Raw genomic sequence first — 20,711 nt, forward strand, 5'->3', positions numbered from 1 at the left:
GTGCTTGAGCGCGCCGGGTGCGGCTGCGGGCCGGATGGGAGGGCGCGGCGGACGGCCGGGTCAGTCCCGGGGCTCGGGTCGGGCGAAGGGGACGGCCGGCCCGACCGTGAGGTCGGCCGGTGGGGGCAGCGCGTCGTCCGCCAGGTCGCGGGCCCTGAGACTCCGGCGGCGCCGGTCGACCGGCTCCCCCTCGTCGGTGGCCGCTGCCTCGTCGGCGGCCTCCTCGTCCGGCGTGGCCGCCCCGACCGGGGCCAGCTTCAGTGCCGCCGCGAAGAGCACGCACGCGACGAACGCCGCCACCAGGCCCCGCCCGTACTCGACCCGGAACCCGTCGTCCGTCGAGTAGAAGAAGACGCGCTGACCCGCCTCGTCCAGCGAGGCGGCGGTCGCGGCCAGCAGCGCCAGCAGTGCCCCGGCCAGGGTCAGGCCGGCGAGCCGGACATTGCGCCGCACCGCAGCGGTGCCGCGCAGCGCGAGCGTCACCGCGCAGGCCAGCGCCAGCAGCCCGACCAGGTAGCCGACCCCGAAGCCGCCGATGTCGGACACCCCGCCCGGCACCCGCACCGGCGTGTTGCCCTGCGGGCCGGCGTCGGGGATCGTCATCACCTGCCACTCGCCGAGCAGCGAGGCGACGGCGGCCACCGCGCCCAGCGCCGCCAGCAGCGGCGGCAGCCGGTGGTCCCGGCCCAGGCCGGAGAGCGTACGCCCGAGCCGGCCCGCGGGGGCCGCCTCCGCCCCGCCCCACTCCACGACGGCGGTGCCGTCGGACCGGTGGTCCTGGCGGGGAATGGGGAGATCCTGGGACATCGGCCACCCTTCCGCGTTCGCGGGCCTGAGCCGAATCATGACACAGTACGCACCCGGGGACGCGGAGCGTGAACGGTCGCCGGTCGGTGCCCTTTCCGATAGCGTCGGGGGCATGCCTATCCGTACCGCTTCCGCACGTTGGCAGGGCAACCTCACCGAGGGGTCCGGCACGGTCCGCACCGGCAAGGGCGGGCTGGAGGGTAACTACTCCTTCAAGTCGCGTTTCGAGGAGGGTGAGGGCACCAACCCGGAGGAGCTGGTCGGCGCGGCGCACGCCGGCTGCTTCTCCATGGCGTTCTCCAAGGCCCTCGCCGAGGCCGGCTCGCCGCCCTCCTCGGTGGAGACCACCGCCAAGGTCCACCTGGACAAGACCGACGCCGGGTTCACCGTCACCCGGATCGAGCTCGACACGGTCGGCGACGTGCCGGGCATCGACGAGGCGCAGTTCACCAAGCTCGCCGAGACCGCCAAGGAGAACTGCCCGATCTCGCGGCTGCTCTCCCCGGGCGCGCAGATCACCCTGACCGCCCGCCTCGCTTCCTGACCGCCTCCTCCGTCGGCGTACGCCTCCACGGGGAGCCACCCTTCCGGTGGAGGCGCGCCGATCTTGGCCGGGCCGCGCGGGCCGCGCCGTCGGGCAGAATGGGCGGGTGCCGGTGGAGATGAGCCGCGAGCGCTTCGAGGAGCTGGTCGGCGACGCGCTCGACGAGGTGCCCGAGGAACTGCTCGCCCTGATGAGCAACGTCGTGATCCTGGTGGAGGACGACCCGCCCCCCGGCGAGGACCTGCTCGGCCTCTACGAGGGCCACGCCCTCACCGAGCGGGGCTGGGACTACTCCGGCGTGCTGCCGGACCGCATCCTCATCTACCGCAACCCGATCCTGCGCCTCTGCGACGACGACGAGGACGTGGTGGACGAGGTCGCGGTGACGGTGGTGCACGAGATCGCCCACCACTTCGGCATCGACGACGAGCGGCTGCACGAGCTGGGCTGGGGCTAGCGGGCGCGCGACCGATGCCGCCACCGGCGGGCGGGCCGGGGGCCGCGCCGACCGGCGTCCGGGCCGGGCCGGTCGGCCGGTGGTCGGCGGTTGCGGCGTACGCCTACCGTCGGTCCAGGCATCGCGAAATCAGGAGGCACTTCCATGCGCAGCGAGCTCTTCTCCGCGGAGAACCTGGAGAAGGAGTCCGCGCAGCCCGGCATGCGGCTGCAGAACTCCAAGATGTTGAAGATCGAACTCAACGGCGAGGCGATGGCCCGCGTCGGGTCGATGGTCGCCTACCAGGGGCAGGTGCAGTTCCAGGCGCTCGGCTCCGGGGGGCTCGGCAAGTTCCTCAAGCAGAAGCTGACCGGCGAGGGCGTCCCGCTGATGAAGGTCACCGGCCGGGGTGACGTCTTCCTCGCCGACTTCGCCAAGGACGTGCACGTCATCGACCTGGAGCCGGGCGACGCGCTCTCCATCAACGGCTCCAGCGTGCTGGCGTTCGACTCCACCCTCCAGTACGACATCCGGATGGTCGGCGGGGCCGGCATGGCCTCCTCGTCGGGCCTGTTCAACTGCGTCTTCACCGGCCACGGTCGGATCGCCATCACCACCAAGGGCACGCCGGTCGTGCTCAACGTCGACGCGCCCACCTACGTCGACCCGCAGGCGGCGGTCTGCTGGTCGGCCAACCTCCAGACCGGCTACCACCGGGCGGAGCAGCTCGGCCTCGGCACGCTGCTCGGCCGGCGCACCGGCGAGGCGTTCACGATGAGCTTCGCCGGCCAGGGCTTCGTCGTCGTGCAGCCCTCCGAGGAGCCGCCGATCATGGGCAGCGGCGCCCAGGAGCAGCAGGGCGGCCTGCTCGGCGGCCTGCTCAGCTGACCCGCGCCCCGCACGCGCACCGCCCCCGCCCGCGTCTCGCCCGGCCCCGCCGGGTCCGCCGCGATCGGGGGCGGTGTCGCGTCAGGTGAGGTCGCCGGCGCGCAGGCGGGCCAGCCAGGCGGCGGCGTCGGCGTAGTCGGCGTCCGAGAGGCCGGGCGGCGCGGGAACCGGCCGGTCGCCCGCCGCCGCGGTCCAGCGGTGCCGGGGGTACGAGCCCAGGAAACGCACGTCGGCGCAGACCCGGCGCAGCCCCTGCAACGCCTCCCCGAGCCGGACGTCCGCCACGTGCCCGGTGCAGTCGAGGAAGAAGACGTACCGGCCGAGCGCCTCGCCGGTCGGGCGGGACTCGATCCGGCTCATGTTGACGCCCCGGACCGCCAACTCCATCAGCACCGCCAGCAGCGCGCCCACCCGGTCGTGGGCGATGTAGACCGCCAGCGAGGTCACGTCGTCACCGGTCGGCGGCGGGGGCGGGCCGGGGCGGGACACCAGTGCGAAGCGGGTCACCGCGTCCGGGTGGTCGGCGATCTTGTCGGCGAGCACGTCGAGCCGGTGCCGGGTGGCCCCGATCGGGGTGCAGATCGCCGCGTCGTACTCGCCGGCGGCGGCACCGGCCGCGGCCGCGCCGTTGGAGAGCACGTCGACCACGACCGCGTCCGGCAGGTGGGCGCGCAGCCAACCCCGGCACTGGGTGGACGCCTGCGGATGGGCGGCGACGTTGCGGACCCCCGCGAGCGCCGTGCCGGGCCGGGCGGCGAGCACGAACTCGACCGGCAGGATCACCTCACGGGTGATCACCAGAGGTTCCCCCTCGGCCAACTCGTCCAGGGTCACCCCGACCGCGCCGCCGATCGAGTTCTCCAGCGGCACCAGGGCGGCGTCCGCCTCCCCGGCCCGTACGCCGTCCAGCGCCTCCGGCACGCTGCGGGCCGGTGCGCGGCTGCCCCGTTCGGCGGCGGAGATGGTGTTCAGCGCCTGCTCGGCGAAGGTGCCCTCGGGCCCGAGGTAGACGAAGCGCGTCGGCGGTGTTCCCGGCATGGCGACAGCCTACGCACCCGGTATGCCGGCCGACCCGCCGTCGCAGACCAGGGTTCGGATGCCGGGCGGCCCGGCGGCCCGGACCTCGACCGTGCAGACGTCGGTGCCGGCGGTGACCAGCCGCGGAGCGCCCGCCCGGCCCTCGGTGACCACCTGGAGGTCCTCGTGCCCGGTCACGTCGAGCACCGTGTAGTGCCACCCGCCGGCGCAGAGCGGGCCGGTCCGCACCCGCACCCGGGCGCCGTTCGGGAGCACCCCGCCCCGGCCGCGCACCAGGTCGACGACCCGCTTCCCGGAGGGGCCGTCGGTGCACGGCACCGCGACCAGGCCGGAGTCGGCGGTCGGGGTGGCCGCCCCGGGCAGGCCGGTGGCGGGGGGCGAGGTCGGTGCGAAGGTGGGTGTGCCGGCCGGGCTCGGGGCGGCGCGGCTCGGGGCGGTGGTGGGGGCGGTGTTCCGCAGCTCGGGCGGCGTGCCGCAGCCGGCCAGCGGCACCGCGGCCAGCAGCACGGCGGCCAGGAGCCGGCCGCGCCGGACGGGGCGGCCGGTCGGGTGGTCGGGGGCGGCGGGGCGCGAGGGGGTGGGCGGCACGGGCCGATCCTCGGGACATCGGGGAGCGTCGCTGCGGCCGGGAGGCCGAGCCCATCCTAGGAGGAACCGGCGGCCGGGTGAAGGTCAGGCGAGGAGGACCCGGTGGCCGGCCCGCTCCAGCGCGGCGGTCGCCTCGCCGAGGCGTACCGAGGGAACCAGCAGGTAGTCGGTGTCGTACGTCGAGAAGGCGACCACGCTGACCCGGGCGGCGGCGAGCGGGTCCACCAGTGCGGCGAGGGTGCCGCTCACCGCCAGGTCGAGCGGCCCGGCGACCCACAGGCAGCGCCAGGCCGTCTCCGTGGCGGCCTGCTCCGGCACCCGGTCGGCGGGGCAGATCAGTGAGATCCCGTCGGCGGTCCAGCTCACCGTGACGACGTCGCCGCCGCTCAGCCCGCCCGTCAGCTCGGGCGGCAGGGCGGAGCCGGCGGCCATCCGGCACACGGCGTACTCCCCCGGCAGCAGAGCGATATCGAGCATGAGGGCACCTTACGGCCTCGGAGAGCGCCCGCCCCAGATTCGCCGCGTGCGGCGAACACCACATCCCGCCGCAGGTCAGACCTCGGAGAAGAACGTGAGGGAACCGGCGACCGAACCGTCGGTGAGCACCGGGGTGGAGATCGCGTCCACGGTCGAGTCCGGCCGGTCGGCCGACGCGGCCTGGACCCGGAGCAGCCCTCGGGCCAGGCGCCCGGAGGACAGGGCCAGCAGCGGCGGGATCTTGTCGATCTCGGGCTCGGTCAGCTCGCCCCGGTTGGCGGTGAAGTCGAGCAGCCGGAGCCCGCCGTCGAGCAGCGGCAGCCCGATCACGTCCTCCGGGGTGCCCAGGCAGAGCAGCTCGCAGCCCGAGGCGGAGACGGCGATCACTCTCGTCTCGGCGTCGATCAGCAGGCACGGCTCGTCGGCGTGGGAGACGGTCGACGACCACTGCCCGAAGTTGTCGGACCCCAGCCCTGTCGATGTCCCCGCCGCCGGCGCGAACACTTCAGAGAGCGAGAGTTCGACGTGGGCCACCGCGCCTCCTATGTACACCGACGGTCTGTCCACGCTAGCCGGTCGCCGCGGATGTCGCCGACCGCGCCGCGGCCACCGGGCGCCGGTGGTGACGGGGTGCCCCGACCGGGCGGCCGGCGACGGCGCGACCGGCGGGTGCCGACCGGCATCCGGGCCGCGTGGCGTCGCCGGTGACGTTACCGCCGGCCGGCCGGCTTGTCAGCGGCCGTTCGGCCGTCCTCGTACCACCGGTAGTCGGCGGCCGGCCGGTAGGAGCCGTTCATCCAGGTGCCCGGGTGCTGGGCGACCCGGGACAGCTTCTCGGCGGTGGCCGGGCTGATCCGGCTGCCCCCGGCGACGAGCAGGCGGTCCAGCTCGCGGTGGGTGGCCATGAGGCAGTCCTTCGGCAGGCCGTAGACGCTGATGACGCCGGAGCCGACGAACGTCAGCACCGGCGTCACCGGGATCGGCAGCCCCACCGCGTCGGAGAGCGCCTTGCTGGCGCGCTTGGCGTCGCGGCGGGCCTCCGCCACGTAGGGCGGTCGCTTGCCGTTGATCTGCACCACGTCGCCGGCGACGAGCACCCGGGCCCGGCCGTGGTCGGCGATGGTGACCGCGAAGAGCCCGCTCGGCCCGATGGCGAGGAAGCCGGCGCGTTCGTCGCGCTCGTGGTCGAGCAACAGGTCGGACACGTCCGTGCGGGGCCACTCGATGACGTGCCAGGCGGGCCCGAGGTGGTCGAGCTGGCCGAGCGCCCGCGCGCCGGCCGCCTCCAGCCGGCGGGCGCCCCGCTCCGCCCGACGGCGGCGGGCCCACTCCAACGGGGACGGACGGACCGGCGCGAGCACCCCCGGCGACTCCACGCGGGGATGTGGCACCGCCGCGGGCGGCAGTGCCCGGGCGGACGGTACGGTTCGACGAGCGGGAAAGACAGTCATCGCGACCTCCGGCAAAAGGTCCCTCGAAGTTATGTCCTCACTACCCTACGTTGCCAGTCCCCCGTGTCGGCAAGTTGGAACGCCGGAGTGAGTGCGGATGAATGCCATATTCATCCACCACTGTTTTATCGGATGCCGCCAAACCCTGCCCTACGCTGCGATGGTGACCCACTACGTGGACAGCGAAGTCGGCCGGCTCGGCACCGTGCTGCTGCACCGGCCCGGCCCGGAACTCGCCCGGCTCACGCCACGCAACAACGACTCGCTGCTTTTCGACGCCATCCCCTGGGTGGGGCGCGCACAGGAGGAACACGACGCCTTCGCCGCCGCCCTGCGCGAGCGCGGGGTCGAGGTGCTCTACCTCGCCACCCTGCTGGCCGAGACGCTCGCCGTGGCCGACGCGCGGGCCGAGCTGACCGAGGAGGCGCTGCGCTCTCCCCGGCTCGGCGACTCGCTGCGCGCCCGGGTCGCCGACCACCTCGCGTACCTCGACCCGGCCGCGCTCGCCGACGTGCTCATCGCCGGGCTGGCCCACGAGGAACTGCGGGTCAGCCGGGAACGGCCGGGCGGCCTGGTCTACACCCTGATGGACCGGCACGACTTCGTCATCGACCCGCTGCCCAACCTGCTCTTCACCCGGGACTCCTCGCTCTGGATCGGTGACCGGGTCGGGGTGACCAGCCTGGCGATGCCGGCCCGGCGGCGGGAGAGCACGCTGACCGATGCGATCTACCGGCACCACCCGCGCTTCGCCGGCACCGAGTTCGTCTACCACCCCGAGCTGGAGCACCTGGAGGGCGGCGACGTGCTGCTGCTCGCGCCCGGGGTGCTGGCCGTCGGCGTGGGCGAGCGGACCACCCCGGCCGGCGCGGAACGCCTCGCCCGGCAGGTCTTCGCCGCCGGGCTGGCGCACACCATCCTCGTCGTGCCGATCGCCCAGGAACGGGCGACCATGCACCTGGACACCGTCTGCACGATGGTGGACGTCGACGCCGTGCTGATGTATCCGAACGTCGCCCACACCCTGTCGGCGTACACGGTGATCGCCGGGGCGGACGGGGAGGACCCGCGGGTGGACGGTCCGGCGCCGTTCCTGCGGGCCGCCGCCGACGCGATGGACCTGGCCCAGCTCCGGGTGATCGACACCGGCCTGGATCCGGTCACCGCGGAACGCGAGCAGTGGGACGACGGCAACAACACCCTCGCCCTCGCGCCCCGGCTCTGCGTGGGCTACGAGCGCAACACGGAGACCAACGCGCAACTGGAGCGGGCCGGCATCGAGGTCATCCCGATCGCCGGCTCCGAACTCGGCTCCGGCCGGGGCGGGCCGCGCTGCATGTCCTGCCCCCTGGTCCGCGAGCCGCTTGCCGGGTAAGGAAGGGCACCTTCCTAACGCTTACGGTAGAGGAAGGGGCCCTTCCTAACACCTCGGGCGCCGCCGGGCCACGGCACTGCCGGGCGCCCCGCAGCGTCGGCGGGGGCGTGGCGGCTCAGCGCAGGGTGAGCTGGCGGCCGAGCAGGCCGTGCCGGGCGCGCCGGCCGGCGGCGTCCAGCGGGGCGGGGTCGGCGAGCGCCTCGGCGTACCGCTTGGCGAACTCGGCGACCGGCTGCTCCCAGTCGGCAGCCGGGACGTCCTCGGGCAGGTCCCAGACCGGCACCAGCCGACCGTGCGCCCGGAACATGCCGGCGAACCGGGTGTTCTCGCCGAGCGTCAGCGTGCCGGCCACGCTCAGCCGGGCCAGCGCGTCCAGCGCGGCGTCCTCGTCGTCGGGCAGCACCCAGCGCACGTGCGCCTTCTCCGGCACCTGGCACCAGTACGCGGCCGGGGCGGCGGTGAGCCGCACGGTCGGGTAGATCGCGGCGTTCGCGCGTTCCAGGGACGCCTGCACGTTCGGGTCGTCGCCGGCCCCCGGGTCGAGCCAGAACTCGAACCCGTCGTGCATCGTGATCTCCAGCGGACCGTCGACCAGGACGTCCTGCAGGCGGGGGCCCGGTCCGGGCAGCGGCGGCACGGCCACCGGGCTGCCCGGCTCGGCCCGCAGCGCGCAGAGCAGCGCCTCGGCCAGGTCCCGGGAGACGTCGCCGGACTGCTGGTGGCGCTGGAGCCCGACGAGGACCCGGCCGTCCGGTTTCGTCACGGCCGGCGCGGCCATCGGCAGCACGGTGGCGAGGACGACCTCGCGGTCGCCGAACTCCTCGACCAGGGCGGGGGCGAGCCGCAGCGGCGCGGAGGCGGCCGGCACCAGCTCGCGCAGGGCGATCCACTCCGGCTCGTCGGTCAGCCCCTCGAACGGTCGGGGCACGAAGATGTCGCGCACCTTCTCCCGCTTGGGGGTGGCTTCGGCGGCCCGCTGGCTCTTTCGACGCTTGCTCACGGCGACACAGCCTAGAGGCCGCAGCCGGCCGGCGTGGGCAGGACCCGCCTGTCGGGGGCGGTCAGCCGGCGACGGCCAGGTCCGACCGGGTGACGTCGGCCGGGTCGAACTCGGCCCACACGCTCTGGCCCAGGCCGTCGCGCTCGACGCCCCAGCGGTCGGCCAGCCCCGCGACGATGTGCAGGCCGCGGCCGTCGACGGCGTCCGTGTCGGCCACCCGCATCCGCGGGCCCGCGGCGGCGCCGCCGTCGGTGACCCGGAGCTGCACCTGCTGGCCGGCGGCGGAGCTGCGCAGTCGCCAGGCCACCCGGACCACCCCGCCGGGCAGCGGGTCGGCGTGCCGGACCGCGTTGCCGACCAGCTCGGCCAGGACCGCGACCAGGTCGGCCAGGAGTGGCGGGGGTACGACGCCGGTCAGCTCGTCGGCGAGCCGGTGCCGCGCCTGCCGCGCCCCCGTGGCGTGGTGGGGCACCACCACGCACCATGCCCGTTCGGCAGCTCCCGTCGACACCCTCGCCCCTTCACGCCCCGTCGCCCGTCGCCGGTCCCCCGCGCGGCAGCCGCACCTCTGCGACCGTACCGCCACCGGCCCTCGGCCGGAGGAATACCCATCCATTCTGCTGTTCAACGATCCGGCGGACGAGATAGAGACCGAGACCGGCCCCGGGATAGCGGCGGCGGTCGCCCGACTCGCCCTGCCAGAACCGGTCGAACGCGCGCTCCACGTGCTCGGGCCGGATGCCGATGCCGCGGTCGCTGACCCGGAAGGAGACGGTCGCCCCGTCCGCGTCCGCGCTGATCTCGATGGGGGAGTCGGGCGGGGAGTACTTGCCGGCGTTCGTGCACAGCTCCGTCAGCACGGTGGCCAGGCTGGGCCGGTGGCCGAGCGCCTTCGGCAGGTTGGCCGGGAGGCGGAGGACGAGCCGGTGCCGCAGCTCCGCCGGCAGGTCGGTCACCGTCGCGCGCAGCGCGTCGCCGAGGTCGTACGGGGCGGGCGGCTCGTCGCCCGGGCCCGGCTCGGCGGCGGCGGAGAGCAGTCGGTCGACCAGCCGGGCCAGCTCGTTGGCGCGCTGCCCGATGACCCGGGCGGCCTGCCGCCGGTCGGTCTCGGTCAGCGACTCCCAGTGGTCGGTGAGCGTGTCGGCGTAGCCCTTGATCACGGTCACCGGCGTACGCAGCTCGTGGCTGGTCACGGCGACGAAGAGGTCCCGGTCGTGGTCGCGCCGCTGCTGGTCGGTGACGTCGCGGAAGGTCACCACGTGCAGGGTGCCGGGGCCGGGCAGCTCCCCGGAGGTGATCTTGAGCCAGCGGCCGTCCGGCAACCGGTGGTCGAGCACCTGCCCGGACGGCGGCAGTGGGAAGGGCAGCGGCCGGTTGAGCGCCTCGGCCGCGGAACGGCCGGTGACCTGGGCGGCGGCCGGGTTCCAGAGCCGCACGTGCCCGTCCCGGTCGACCACGGCCAGCCCGTCCGCCAGCGCCGCCACCACCGGGCCGTCGCCGTGCACCGGCAGCCCGGTCTGGTCGCCGTACATGTGGGCGATGCAGGAGGCGATGTAGCCCATCGCGTCGTGTCGGCCGGCGTCCCGCGTCCCGTCCTCGCCCGGGTAGAGCGCGTGCAGGCTGCCGACGGTCAGCCCGCCGATCTCCGCGCGGGCGACCACCATCCGGAGCAGGCCGCGTGCGGCCAGCTCGCCGGCGAGCCTGCCGGTGAGCCGGTCCGTCCGGACCTGGCGTACCCGGGTGCCGGAGAGCAGGCAGGCGACGGCCGGGTCGTCGGGCGGGACGGGGCGGCCGATGATCCACTCGACGGCGCCGGTGGCGGCGATCACCCGGCCACCGGTCGGCGCGAACTCGACGAAGGCCATGCCCGCCGCGTCGAGCGCGGGCCGGACCACTCGGAGCAGTTGGGTGAGGACGGGGACGCCGGCGCCGCCGGAGCTGATCGAGTCGATCACCGCGGTGTGGCCGGCGATGAGAGCGGAGAGGTCGGTGCGCTCCGGCATGCCCCGAGTGTGCCCCGGCGGTCGGTTTCCGGACACCCCTGCCCGGCCGGATCCCGCCCATCGGTCCGGGCCGCCCGCGTCGGGCCGGGCGGGCCGGGGACGCGGTCCGGGCGCGCGGTCAGCGGCCCAGGTGGGCCAGCGCGCGCGCCGGCCGGTCGGTGATGATGCCGTCCACCCCGGCGGACAGGACGAGGTCCAGGTCGGCCGGCTCGTTGACGGTCCACACGTAGACCTGGTTGCCCGCCGCCCGCAACGCGGGCACGAGCTGCGGGCGGGCCCGCACCAGCGCCACGCCGGGCCCCGCGATCCGGGCGCCGAAGGGCAGCCGCCCCGCCCGCAGCCAGGGCGGCAGCACCTCCAGCAGCAGCACCGTGGGCAGCGCGGGGGCCAGCTCCCGCGTCCGGCGTACGGCCAGCGCGGAGAACGACATGACGGTGACGCGTACCGGATCGTCCGGTTTCGGCTCGGCCAGGCCGTACCGGCGCAGCAGCGCGACGAGCCGGCGCTCGACGTCGCCGCCGTAGCGGGAGGGGTGCTTGGTCTCCACGAGCAGCCGGACCGGCCGCCCGGCGGCGATCACCGCGTCCAGCAGCCGCTCCAGGGTGAGCAGCCGGGTGTGCGACTCGTCCAGCACCTCGTCCCCGTCGGCGGGCACGCAGCGGGGGTGCCAGGAGCCGAAGTCCAGCGCCTCCAGCTCGGCGAGGGTACGCGTGCTCACCAGGCCCTGGCCGTTGCTGGTGCGGTCGAGCCGGCGGTCGTGTACGCAGACCAGGTGCCCGTCCCGGGTCAGCCGGACGTCGCACTCCAGCCCGTCCGCACCCTCGTCGAGGGCGCGCAGGTAGGCGGCGAGGGTGTGCTCGGGCAGGTCGTACGAGGAGCCGCGGTGCGCGAAGACCAGGGGTTCGCCCATCCCGTCCGCCTAGAGGACGTGGCCCGGCTGCCCGTTCCCGCCGACGACGGGTCTCCCGGCGGCGGCCCACTCGTCCATCCCGCCCGCGACGTTGCGCACCTGGTCCCAGCCGTTGCGCATCAGGTAGGCGACGACCTGGGCGGAGCGCCCGCCGGAGCGGCAGATGACGGCGACGTCGCGGTCGGCGGGGACCTCCGCGATCCGGGCCGGCAGCTCCATCATCGGCAGGTGGTGCGCGCCGGGAGCGTGGCCGGCGGCCCACTCGTCGTCCTCCCGGACGTCGAGCAGGTAGGCGTCGTCGGCGATCTCGGGCACGGTCACGGTGGGAACCTGGGGTCCGAACACGCGCCAAGCCTAGAACCTCGCCCGGCCGACCGTCGGCGGGTGGTCGGTGCGGCGAGGTGGGGCATCCCGCGCGTCACAGCCGGGTGACCCACCGGGGGTTGGCCCGGGCCCACTCCGGCACCCGGGTGCCGCGGACCGCCTCGAACAGCCCGTTCCCGCCGTTGTCGAGGACCACGTACGACACCTGGTCGATGGTCTGCGGGTGGGAGGGGACCTGCACGCCGCGCAGCGCGTCGGCCGGCAGGTCGCGCACTGCGCGGACCAGGTCCTCCAGCGGTACGCCGTTGGTGTCCACGGTCAGCGAGCTGCCCACCGCCCGGATCACCTGGTCGAGCTTGACGGGATTGGTCCGCAGCGACGTCTCGCTCGTGCGCTCCAGCAGGGCCCGGAGCAGTTGCTGCTGGTGCGTCTGTCGGTCGTAGTCACCGCCGGGCAGGTCGTAGCGTTGGCGGACGTAGTCCAGCGCCTCGCCGCCGTCCATCTGCTGGCAGCCGGGGTGGAAGACCCGGTCGGTGTGGATCGAGCGGACCTCGGTGTCCACGCACATGCGTACCCCGCCGAGGAGGTCGATGACCTTGCGGAAGCCGGAGAAGTCGATCAGGGCCGCGCCGTCGAAACGGATCCCGGTCAGCCGGGCCAGGGTGGCCGAGAGCAGCCGGGTGCCCGGCTCGCCGCCCCCGCCGTGCTCGTACGCCGCGTTGACCTTGTCCTGCCCGCCGCCGAAGCCGTTGCCGGGCGGGATGGCGACCAGCAGGTCCCGGGGGACGGAGACGAGGTACGCCTCGCGCCCGCCGGCCGGCACGTGCACGATGAGGATGCTGTCCGACCGGCGGTCCGCCGCGCTGCCGCTCTGCCACCGGTCGGTCCCCACGAGCAGGTAGTTCAGCGGCCCGTCGGGGTCGGTCCGCTCCCGGCGGGCGGTGGGGTCGAGCAACTGCTCCCGCACCACGGTGCGCTCGTACCGGTCGCCGAGCACCCGGAGGCCGACCACGGCGAGCCCGGCCAGCAGCACCACGGCCAGGCCGAGGCCGAGCAGGACGCGGGGCCAGCGGGCGCGGCGCGGCCGGGCGGCCCGGGTGTCGGCCCCGGTCCGTGCCCGACCGTCGCGCGCCGATCTGGACGTGACTCCTCCCCGCGGCCGTACGTGAATCTCCCTCACGTCAGGCTACGGGCGGCTCCGTGCTCCCGGGCCGCTTCACCGAAATTGCCCGGCCGCCGGGCGCTCGGGCGGGCCGGGCAGGGCCGGCGCTAGGTGCGGCTGGATATCACTTGAGGGTTGGCGAAGACGAACTCGGCCAGTTTGTCCTGCTTGACCGCGCCGAACATGTCCAGCGTCTCCTGGCTCAGCGTCTCCCGGCTGCCGTCGCCGTGGAAGGTGCCGCCGTTGGTCTTCAGCATGACCAGGTCGTTGCCGGTGACGCCGCGCATGGTGAAGACGAAGTCCGCGACGGGTACCCCGCCGGCGTCGAGGATGAACGCCTTGCCGGCCGCCTTGATCAGCTCGTTGAGCTTGAGCGGGTTGGTCAGCGTGCCGTTCTCCGTGGCCTTCTTCGCCATCGCCTTGATCAGCTGCTGCTGGTTCTGCTGGCGGTCGTAGTCGCCGTTCTTGAGAGTCTTGCGCTGCCGGGAGTAGTCCAGCGCCGCCCAGCCCTCCATCTCCCGGCAGCCCTTCTTGTGCACCACCGGGGTCATCCGCTTGCCGGTCTTCTTGGCGTCCGCGTTCCACATCGGCTTGCCGTCGACGTACGACATGTGGATCGACGTGACCTCCTGGCTCACGCAGATGCGCACCGAGCCGAGGGTGTCGATGATGTTCTTGAAGCCGCCGAAGTTGATGATCGCCATGCCGTCGAAGCTGACCCCGGTCAGCTTCTTGATGGTCTTGGCCATCAACTGCGCGCCGCCCTCCCAGCCGCCCCCGTTCCGGGCGCCGAACTGGAACGCGGCGTTGATCTTGTCGGTCCCGTGGCCCGGGATCTCCGCCTCGGTGTCGCGCGGGATCGAGATCATGTACGCCTGGTCGTGCGTCGCCGGAATGTGCAGCACGATGATGCTGTCCGCCCGGACGTCGTCGGCGGCCCACCGCTCCCGGGCGTCCACGCCGAGGAGCAGCATGTCGATCGGGCCGTCCAGGTTGGCACCGCCCTCGGCGTCCGACTTGCCCGCGTCGCCCAGCAGGTTGCGCTGGGCGATGCTGCCGGTGGCCTTGCTGATCAGGGCCTTGCTGCCGACGATCGCGACGCCGCTGGTCATCATCAGCACGGCGCCGAGGATCAGGGTGAGTCGGGCCCAGAGCGGGTCCTTGCGGCGCGACCGCTTCTTCGCGGGCCCGCCGCCTGTCTTACCGCCCTTCCCGGGCCGGGTCGGGGTGGTCGTGGCGGCCCGCGCCGGGCCGCCGGGGGACTCCACCGCCGGAGGGCGACGGCTGGTCTGAACCGGCATGCGTGCTCCAGCTCGCGTGATCAGGGGGCGGGATCACTGTACGGACGCTTTCCCGTCCTGGGTAGTTCGTCGGGACGTCAATTGGCGTTGTCCCCGCCGTCATCCAGGAAAACTGTCCAAACGTCCAGATCGATACGACCGGTCGGCCGTTGGCTCACAGGAAACGCGAAACCGGCCCCCGACCCGCGACGACGTCCGTCGATCACGGTGGGGGCCGGCGCCGATGCGGAGCGGGTCAGTTCCCGGTGCCGTCGGCCTTCTGGTTGGCCTGCACCCACGCGGTCATGGTGTCGGCGGACATCGCCTTGTACATGGCCAGCGCCTTCTCCTTGTCCGAGACCACCACGGATTCCCCGTTGATGGTCTGGCTGCCGACGTGCGGGCTGGTCACGAAGGTGAGGTTCTCGCCCCGCAGGTTGCGGAACTGCACCGCCATGTCGACCAGCGAGAAGCCCTCGTCGACGGTGACCGCCGCGGTCACCGACTTGAGGAAGTCGTTCAGCTTCTTCGGATTGGTCAGCGTGCCCGTGCTCGCCGCCTTGTCCATCAGCGCGCGGAGGAACTCCTGCTGGTGGCGCATCCGGGCGAAGTCGCCGTCCGGGAACTGCTTGCGCTGCCGGATCCAGTCCAGCGCCTCTGCGCCGTCCATGTGGTTGGTGCCCTTGGTGAAGGTCCGGTACGGCTTGTGGATCGAGGTGATGGTCCGTTCGACCTTCAGGTCGACGCCGCCCAGGGCGTCGGTGACCTGCTTGAAGCCGGCGAAGTCGATCGCCATCACGTGGTCGAGCCGCACGTCGGTGAAGCACTCCACCGTCCGGACGGCCAGCGGCAGCCCGCCGAACGCGAACGCCGCGTTGATCTTCCCGCGCTGGCCGGAGCCGCACTCCGCGTTGGCGCCCTCGGGGATCGGCACGTAGAGGTCGCGGGGGATGGAGACCAGGTAGGCCTGCTGGTGGTCGGACGGGATGTGCATCACGATGATCGTGTCGGCCCGCCACTTGCTGGACTGGTCCACCGGGGCGTCCGGGTCCCGCGAGTCGCTGCCGACCAGCAGGATGTTCAGCGCGCCGTCCACCGCCTTGGCCGGCCGGCCACCGGTGATCTCGGAGAACGGGTCGGTGCGGGCCAGGTCGTCGTTCAGGCTCCGGGCGTAGAACCAGGCGCCGGCCCCGCCCAGGAGCGCGAGCACCAGCACGGCGACGCCGGCCACCAGGCCGATCCGGCCCCAACGGGGACGCGCGCCGCGCCGCCCCGGGCGGTCGGGGCCGCCGGGACCGCCCGGTCGGCCGGGGCCACCCGGACCCGACGGGCCACCCGGGCCGCCGGCCCGCGCCTCGACCGGCGACGGGTACCAGCGGGCCTCGGCCGGCCGGGCGCGGCCGGCGGCGTCCCGGCCGGAGCCGGGCACCGACGCGCGCCCGGCGCTGCGGTGCAGGTACGGGAGCGGGACACCGGCGGGCGTGGTCGCTGACATGTAACTCAGGGTACGTACGTCCGGCCACAGTCGCCTCCAGGCGAAGCCGGCGTTTGTCGGCGTCCCCCCGGGCGGCCGGTTACCCTAGCCGCTCGCGGAAGTACTCGATCGTGCGCCGGAGGCCGTCTTCGGGCGCCACGGTCGGCTCGTAGCCGAGCAGTTCACGGGCGAGAGTCAGGTCGGGGCGGCGCATCTCCGGGTCGTCGGCGCTGCGCGTGATGTAGGTCACCTCGGAGCTGCTGCCGCAGAGTGACACGATCGTCTCGGCGAGTTGCCGCATGCTCATCTCGTGCTCGGTGCCGCAGTTGATCGGCCCCGTCTCGCGGGAGTCGAGCAGCAGCAGGATCCCGCGGACCAGGTCCGCCACGTAGCAGATCGAGCGGGTCTGGTTGCCGGTGCCGTGCACGGTGATCGGCTCCCCGCGCAGCGCCTGGGAGATGAACGTCGGGATGGCGCGGCCGTCGTCCGGCCGCATCCGGGGGCCGTACGTGTTGAAGATCCGGACGATCGCGGCGTCCAGCCCACGGCTGCGGTGGTAGGCCATGGTGGCCGCCTCGGAGAAGCGCTTCGCCTCGTCGTAGACGCTGCGGATGCCGATCGGGTTGACGTTGCCCCAGTACGTCTCGCGCTGCGGGTGCTCCTTCGGGTCCCCGTACGCCTCGGAGGTGGAGGCCATCAGGAACCGGGCGCCGTCGGCGACCGCGCGGTCCAGCAGGTGCAGGGTGCCCACCGAGCCGACCCGGAGGATCTCCACCGGCAGCTTCTCGAAGTCCGTCGGGCTCGCCGGGGAGGCCATGTGCAGGATGGCGTCGAACCGCTCGGCCATGGCCGGGTGGTGGGTCGGCAGCCCGTCGGAGATGTCGGCCTCGACCAGCGTGAACCTCGGCTCGTCCGCCAGGTGGGCGACGTTCTCCTTGGACCCGGTGACGAAGTTGTCCAGGGCGACCACCGTGCAGCCGCGGGCGATCAGTGCGTCGACCAGGTGTGACGGTACGAAACCGGCGCCGCCGGTGACGAGGACGCGGTGACCGGTTCCGAAGCGCGCAGCAACGTTCATGCCGGTCAGCCTACCCATCGCCCCGGTCCCGCACCGGGCGTGGCGGGAGGGGCCCCCGGCGCCGGGGGCCCCTCCGTCGGGTGGGGTCAGTGGGCACCGGCGCCGGTGAGTGCGCGCACCTCCAGCTCGGCGTACTTCTCCTCGTCGTGCTCCTTCGAGATCACGGCCCCGAACCAGCCGCACAGGAAGCCGAACGGGATGGAGAGGATGCCCGGGTTGGACAGCGGGAACCACTGCCAGTCATGGTTCGGGAACATCGAGGTGGGCGCCCCCGAGACCACCGGCGAGAAGAACACCAGCAGGACGGCGGAGAGCAGGCCGCCGTAGATGGCCCAGACCGCGCCCGAGGTGTTGAACCGCTTCCAGAACAGGCTGTAGAGGATCGCCGGCAGGTTGCCCGAGGCGGCCACCGCGAAGGCGAGCGCCACCAGGAAGGCCACGTTCAGGTTCTGCGCGTAGATCGACAGGACGATCGAGATCGCGCCGATCACCAGGGCGGAGACCCGGGCGACCCGCACCTCCTGCCGCTCCGACGCCGCCCCGTTCTTGATCACGTTGGCGTAGAAGTCGTGCGCCAGGCTCGACGAGGAGGCGAGGGTCAGGCCGGCCACCACGGCCAGGATCGTGGCGAAGGCGACCGCCGCGATGATCGCCAGGAGGGTCGCCCCGCCCAGGTCGCCGCCGAGGAAGTCGATGCCGAGCGCCTCGGCGAGCTGCGGGGCCGCCGTGTTGCCCGCCTTGTCCTGTGCGGTGATCGCCTCGCCGCCCACCAGCGCCGCGGCGCCGAAGCCGAGCGCCAGGGTCAGCAGGTAGAAGGTGCCGATGATGCCGATCGCCCAGAGCACGCTCTTGCGGGCCGCCTTGGCGGTCGGGACGGTGTAGAACCGGATCAGGATGTGTGGCAGGCCGGCCGTGCCGAGCACCAGCGCGATGCCGAGCGAGAGCAGGTCCATCTTGCTGTAGAAGGTCTTCAGCGCGTCGCCGGGCGTGTCGACGCCGTACCGCAGCCCGGGTTCCAGGAAGGCGCTCCCCTTGCCGGAGGCGGCGGCGGCATCGCCGAGCAGCGACGACAGGTTGAACTTGTAGTGCGCCAGCACCAGCACGGTCATCACCAGCGCGCCGCTCATGAGCAGGAACGCCTTGACGATCTGCACGTAGGTGGTGCCCTTCATGCCGCCCACCGTGACGTAGATGATCATCAGGGCGCCGACCATGATGATGGTGGCGACCTTGGCGGTGTCCGCGTCCATGCCGAGGAAGGTGGTGCCCGGCTTGATGCCGAGCAGCAACGCGACCAGCGCGCCCGCGCCCACCATCTGGGCCAGCAGGTAGAAGATCGACACGGTGATGGTGGAGACCGCCGCGGCGGTACGCACCGGGCGCTGGCGCATCCGGAAGGCCAGCACGTCGGCCATCGTGTAGCGGCCGGAGTTCCGCAGCAGTTCCGCGACCAGCAGCAGGGCCACCAGCCAGGCGACCAGGAAGCCGATCGAGTAGAGGAAGCCGTCGTAGCCGTAGAGGGCGATGATGCCGGCGATGCCGAGGAACGAGGCGGCCGACATGTAGTCGCCGCCGATCGCCATGCCGTTCTGGAAGCCGGAGAAGGACCGCCCGCCGGCGTAGAAGTCGGTGGCGGTCTTGGTCTGCCGGCTGGCCCAGATGGTGATGGCCAGGGTCACCGCCACGAAGACCAGGAACAGGGTGATGGTGAGGTTGCGGGCCGTGGTGCTACCCGCCTCAGCCGCGAGGACCGTGTTCATGCGTCACCTCCCCGATCTCGGCGCGGATCCGGTCGGCGACCGGGTCGATCCTGCGGTCGGCGAACCGCGAGTAGAGCCAGGCGATCACGAAGGTGGAGACGAACTGGAGCAGGCCGAAGACGAGGGCGACGTTGATGTTGCTGCCGAAGAGCTTCGTGCCCATGAAGTCCCGCGCGTACGCGGACAGGATCACGTAGAGCGCGTACCACAGGAAGAAGGCGACGGTCATCGGGAAGACGAAGCCGCGCAGCGCGCGACGCAACCCGGCGAACTCGTCCGACCGTTGTACGGCGAGGTACCGGTCCGCCGCTGACGCGGAGGGGGCGGACGCGGGTGTGTCCGTGGACATTTGTGGATCACCACCTTCACAGGCGTCGGGGGTTTTCGCGCACGGTAGAAAGCGCGTTCCCCGCCGGGGAAGGCTGAGATCGACGCCGGTCGGCGGCTGCGCCGAACGGCACGGTGGCTGCGCCGAGTGACGCAGCTCACTCCGCTGAACGGTCGTCGGGGTCGAACCACCGGCCCGACACCGGTCCCGTCTCCGGACCGGTGGCCGCTGGCCACGACGAGCCACGAACCGGCGGCTGCCGGTTACGACGAGCCCCGGACCGGTGGCCGCTGGCCACGACGAGCCCCGAACCGGTGGTCGCCGGCCACGACGAGCCGCGAACCGGTGGTCGCCGGCCATGACGAGCCACGAGCCGGTGGCTCGGGACCGGGTCGTCCGCAGTCAGTCGTCCGGGACGTGGCGGTCCTCGTCAGGTCAGCTCGCGGTACCGGCCCCGGTAGTGCAGCAGCGGATCCGTCTCCCCGGTCAGCTCGACGGCCTCGATGGTGGCCTCCACCAGCAGGCCCCAGCCGTACTCGCGGGCGGCGTCGAGCCGGCATCCCGCCCAGCCCCCGGCGTCGGTCGGCACCGGACCGTAGGGCGTGTCGGTCCACGCCCCGGTGGCGAAGAGACCGCCCGGCGACGGGAAGAGGCCGGCGAACCGGTCGGCGAGCTGCCGGTGCGACGGGTTCAGCGGGGCCACCGCGAAGCGGCCGGCGGACTCGACGGCCGCCCACAGGTCCGACTCCGGGTCGACCAGGCCGAGCAGTCGATCCGGCTCGCCCTCCGCCACCAGCGTCGACGACACCGTCAGGCCCGCCGGCCCCGGCGCCGTCCAGAGGGTCACCGGCGAGGCCAGCCGGCCCCGCAACCGGCGTACGGGGGAGCGCTGCCCGGCGGGCACGGCGAACGGGTCGGTGTGGTGGATCTCGGCGCCCGGCTCATGATTCACGTGAAACATTGTGCCGCCCCCTGCCCCCGCCGGTGCCGTTCCACCGCGCCCCCTACTCGCCCAACTCAGCCGGCTCGGCCGGCTCGGCCCGATGATCAATTGATGGAAAACCGCTGCCCAGGGCCGTCTACGCCTGGTTTTCCATCAACTGATCATCACCCACTCGGGCAGGTCGGTCGGGCATTCGGGTTGAGGCGTGCTGCTCAGTCGGTGAGGGTGCGGCGGGCGGCGGCCAGCACCTCGGGGTCGGTGCAGCCGGCTGCGTAACCGGCGATCCGGCGGCGGATGTCCCGGCGGAGCAGCCAGACCCCGACCCGGTCGGCGACCGGACTCAGGAATGCCGGACGACAGCGGAAGCTGTACCGCCAGGTGGCGACCGCGGGCGCGAAGCGCCAGCCGCCGGCGAACATCTCGAAGAACCACGGGCCGCTCACCATCTTCATGCCGACGTGGCTCGGTGGCGCCCAGGAGACGTACTCGCTGACCATGGTCAGCCCGTGTCGGGAGCGGGTGAAGGTGCGAACGCCCTTGCCGGGGCGGGTCGCCCCGTCGACGAGTCGCTGCTCCCGGACGAACGGATCCCAGCGGTAGCGCACCGGCGCGGTGGTCTGCGAGACCGCGAAGGCCAACTCGGGTGGCACCGGCACGGTCGCCACCGCCTCGACGACGGGCATCCGGCCATTGTGCCGCCGCCCGGCAACCCGTACGGCACGGGTTGCCGGGCGGTCCGGCCCGGTGCGGCTCATGTAAAGGACTCCGGTGCTTGATCAGCCCGGTGGTCCTGGGGTTGCATGAGCATCCCGGCTGGTCCGGTGGGTGGCGTCGAGCACGGCTCT

Annotated in this window: 23 protein-coding genes; 4 read left to right on the forward strand and 19 right to left on the reverse strand. The window is 73.3% G+C overall.

Going from position 1 to position 20,711, the window contains the following annotated elements; all coding sequences use genetic code 11:
- Positions 1-60: 60 nt before the first annotated feature.
- Positions 61-807, reverse strand: a complete 747-nt coding sequence (locus tag ACGFZ2_RS26025; RefSeq protein ID WP_393457753.1) for a hypothetical protein — start codon at positions 805-807, stop codon at positions 61-63.
- Between the two features lie 112 nt (positions 808-919).
- Here ACGFZ2_RS26025 and ACGFZ2_RS26030 point away from each other — a divergent pair, with 112 nt between their 5' ends.
- From ACGFZ2_RS26030 to ACGFZ2_RS26040, 3 genes are all read left to right on the forward strand, one after another.
- The gene (locus ACGFZ2_RS26030) at positions 920-1,351 is read left to right on the forward strand and encodes an OsmC family protein (protein WP_350702569.1); all 432 of its coding nucleotides are present in this window, start codon (positions 920-922) and stop codon (positions 1,349-1,351) included.
- Between the two features lie 112 nt (positions 1,352-1,463).
- Entirely contained in the window at positions 1,464-1,808 is a 345-nt protein-coding gene (locus tag ACGFZ2_RS26035; RefSeq protein WP_350702725.1) for a metallopeptidase family protein, read from the forward strand.
- Between the two features lie 144 nt (positions 1,809-1,952).
- Positions 1,953-2,675 carry an AIM24 family protein gene (locus tag ACGFZ2_RS26040; RefSeq protein ID WP_350678421.1) on the forward strand — a complete coding sequence of 241 codons (723 nt, stop codon included), beginning with the start codon at positions 1,953-1,955 and terminating at the stop codon, positions 2,673-2,675.
- 81 nt (positions 2,676-2,756) lie between these two features.
- Here the strand turns inward: ACGFZ2_RS26040 and pheA are convergent, their stop codons facing one another.
- The 5 genes from pheA to ACGFZ2_RS26065 all read right to left on the reverse strand — a co-directional run bounded on the left by pheA (position 2,757) and on the right by ACGFZ2_RS26065 (position 6,229).
- Complete coding sequence (gene pheA, locus ACGFZ2_RS26045; protein WP_393457756.1) at positions 2,757-3,713, reverse strand: prephenate dehydratase; 957 nt, start codon at positions 3,711-3,713, stop codon at positions 2,757-2,759.
- A 9-nt stretch (positions 3,714-3,722) separates the two neighbouring features.
- Entirely contained in the window at positions 3,723-4,229 is a 507-nt protein-coding gene (locus ACGFZ2_RS26050) for a hypothetical protein (RefSeq protein ID WP_393457792.1), read from the reverse strand.
- Positions 4,230-4,385: 156 nt separating this feature from the next.
- Complete coding sequence (locus ACGFZ2_RS26055) at positions 4,386-4,778, reverse strand: ACT domain-containing protein (protein WP_393259436.1); 393 nt, start codon at positions 4,776-4,778, stop codon at positions 4,386-4,388.
- 75 nt (positions 4,779-4,853) lie between these two features.
- Positions 4,854-5,312: a hypothetical protein gene (locus ACGFZ2_RS26060; RefSeq protein WP_393457759.1), complete on the reverse strand. Its 459-nt coding sequence runs from the start codon at positions 5,310-5,312 to the stop codon at positions 4,854-4,856.
- A 176-nt stretch (positions 5,313-5,488) separates the two neighbouring features.
- Positions 5,489-6,229: a hypothetical protein gene (locus ACGFZ2_RS26065; RefSeq protein WP_393457762.1), complete on the reverse strand. Its 741-nt coding sequence runs from the start codon at positions 6,227-6,229 to the stop codon at positions 5,489-5,491.
- 160 nt (positions 6,230-6,389) lie between these two features.
- Here ACGFZ2_RS26065 and ACGFZ2_RS26070 point away from each other — a divergent pair, with 160 nt between their 5' ends.
- Positions 6,390-7,604 (forward strand): arginine deiminase, encoded by a 1,215-nt coding sequence (locus ACGFZ2_RS26070; protein ID WP_393259431.1) that lies wholly within the window; start codon positions 6,390-6,392, stop codon positions 7,602-7,604.
- A gap of 115 nt (positions 7,605-7,719) precedes the next feature.
- Here ACGFZ2_RS26070 and ACGFZ2_RS26075 read toward each other — a convergent pair whose 3' ends face one another.
- From ACGFZ2_RS26075 to ACGFZ2_RS26135, 13 genes are all read right to left on the reverse strand, one after another.
- Positions 7,720-8,604: a DUF5926 family protein gene (locus tag ACGFZ2_RS26075; protein ID WP_393259430.1), complete on the reverse strand. Its 885-nt coding sequence runs from the start codon at positions 8,602-8,604 to the stop codon at positions 7,720-7,722.
- A gap of 61 nt (positions 8,605-8,665) precedes the next feature.
- On the reverse strand, positions 8,666-9,082 hold the full coding sequence (locus ACGFZ2_RS26080) for an ATP-binding protein (RefSeq protein ID WP_357450640.1): 417 nt from the start codon (positions 9,080-9,082) through the stop codon (positions 8,666-8,668).
- 43 nt (positions 9,083-9,125) lie between these two features.
- Positions 9,126-10,607 carry an ATP-binding protein gene (locus tag ACGFZ2_RS26085; protein WP_393457765.1) on the reverse strand — a complete coding sequence of 494 codons (1,482 nt, stop codon included), beginning with the start codon at positions 10,605-10,607 and terminating at the stop codon, positions 9,126-9,128.
- Between the two features lie 118 nt (positions 10,608-10,725).
- A complete protein-coding gene (locus ACGFZ2_RS26090) occupies positions 10,726-11,517 on the reverse strand; it encodes a glycerophosphodiester phosphodiesterase (protein WP_393259426.1) in 792 nt (263 codons plus the stop codon).
- Positions 11,518-11,526: 9 nt separating this feature from the next.
- Positions 11,527-11,862 carry a rhodanese-like domain-containing protein gene (locus tag ACGFZ2_RS26095; RefSeq protein ID WP_357698375.1) on the reverse strand — a complete coding sequence of 112 codons (336 nt, stop codon included), beginning with the start codon at positions 11,860-11,862 and terminating at the stop codon, positions 11,527-11,529.
- 73 nt (positions 11,863-11,935) lie between these two features.
- Positions 11,936-12,874 (reverse strand): LCP family protein, encoded by a 939-nt coding sequence (locus ACGFZ2_RS26100; protein ID WP_393457795.1) that lies wholly within the window; start codon positions 12,872-12,874, stop codon positions 11,936-11,938.
- 236 nt (positions 12,875-13,110) lie between these two features.
- A complete protein-coding gene (locus tag ACGFZ2_RS26105) occupies positions 13,111-14,304 on the reverse strand; it encodes an LCP family protein (RefSeq protein ID WP_393259424.1) in 1,194 nt (397 codons plus the stop codon).
- A gap of 235 nt (positions 14,305-14,539) precedes the next feature.
- A complete protein-coding gene (locus ACGFZ2_RS26110) occupies positions 14,540-15,778 on the reverse strand; it encodes an LCP family protein (protein WP_393457768.1) in 1,239 nt (412 codons plus the stop codon).
- 79 nt (positions 15,779-15,857) lie between these two features.
- Entirely contained in the window at positions 15,858-16,835 is a 978-nt protein-coding gene (locus ACGFZ2_RS26115) for a UDP-glucuronic acid decarboxylase family protein (protein ID WP_393457771.1), read from the reverse strand.
- 86 nt (positions 16,836-16,921) lie between these two features.
- The gene (locus tag ACGFZ2_RS26120; protein WP_393259419.1) at positions 16,922-18,595 is read right to left on the reverse strand and encodes a cation acetate symporter; all 1,674 of its coding nucleotides are present in this window, start codon (positions 18,593-18,595) and stop codon (positions 16,922-16,924) included.
- Entirely contained in the window at positions 18,573-18,944 is a 372-nt protein-coding gene (locus tag ACGFZ2_RS26125) for a DUF485 domain-containing protein (RefSeq protein ID WP_350702596.1), read from the reverse strand. The genes ACGFZ2_RS26120 and ACGFZ2_RS26125 overlap by 23 nt, the downstream gene beginning before the upstream one ends.
- Positions 18,945-19,353: 409 nt before the next feature.
- The gene (locus tag ACGFZ2_RS26130; RefSeq protein ID WP_393457774.1) at positions 19,354-19,974 is read right to left on the reverse strand and encodes a flavin reductase family protein; all 621 of its coding nucleotides are present in this window, start codon (positions 19,972-19,974) and stop codon (positions 19,354-19,356) included.
- 104 nt (positions 19,975-20,078) lie between these two features.
- Complete coding sequence (locus ACGFZ2_RS26135; protein ID WP_393457777.1) at positions 20,079-20,549, reverse strand: SRPBCC family protein; 471 nt, start codon at positions 20,547-20,549, stop codon at positions 20,079-20,081.
- Positions 20,550-20,711: the final 162 nt, after the last annotated feature.

The sequence above is a fragment of the Micromonospora sp. NPDC048063 genome, assembly GCF_043202855.1.
GTDB lineage: Bacteria > Actinomycetota > Actinomycetes > Mycobacteriales > Micromonosporaceae > Micromonospora.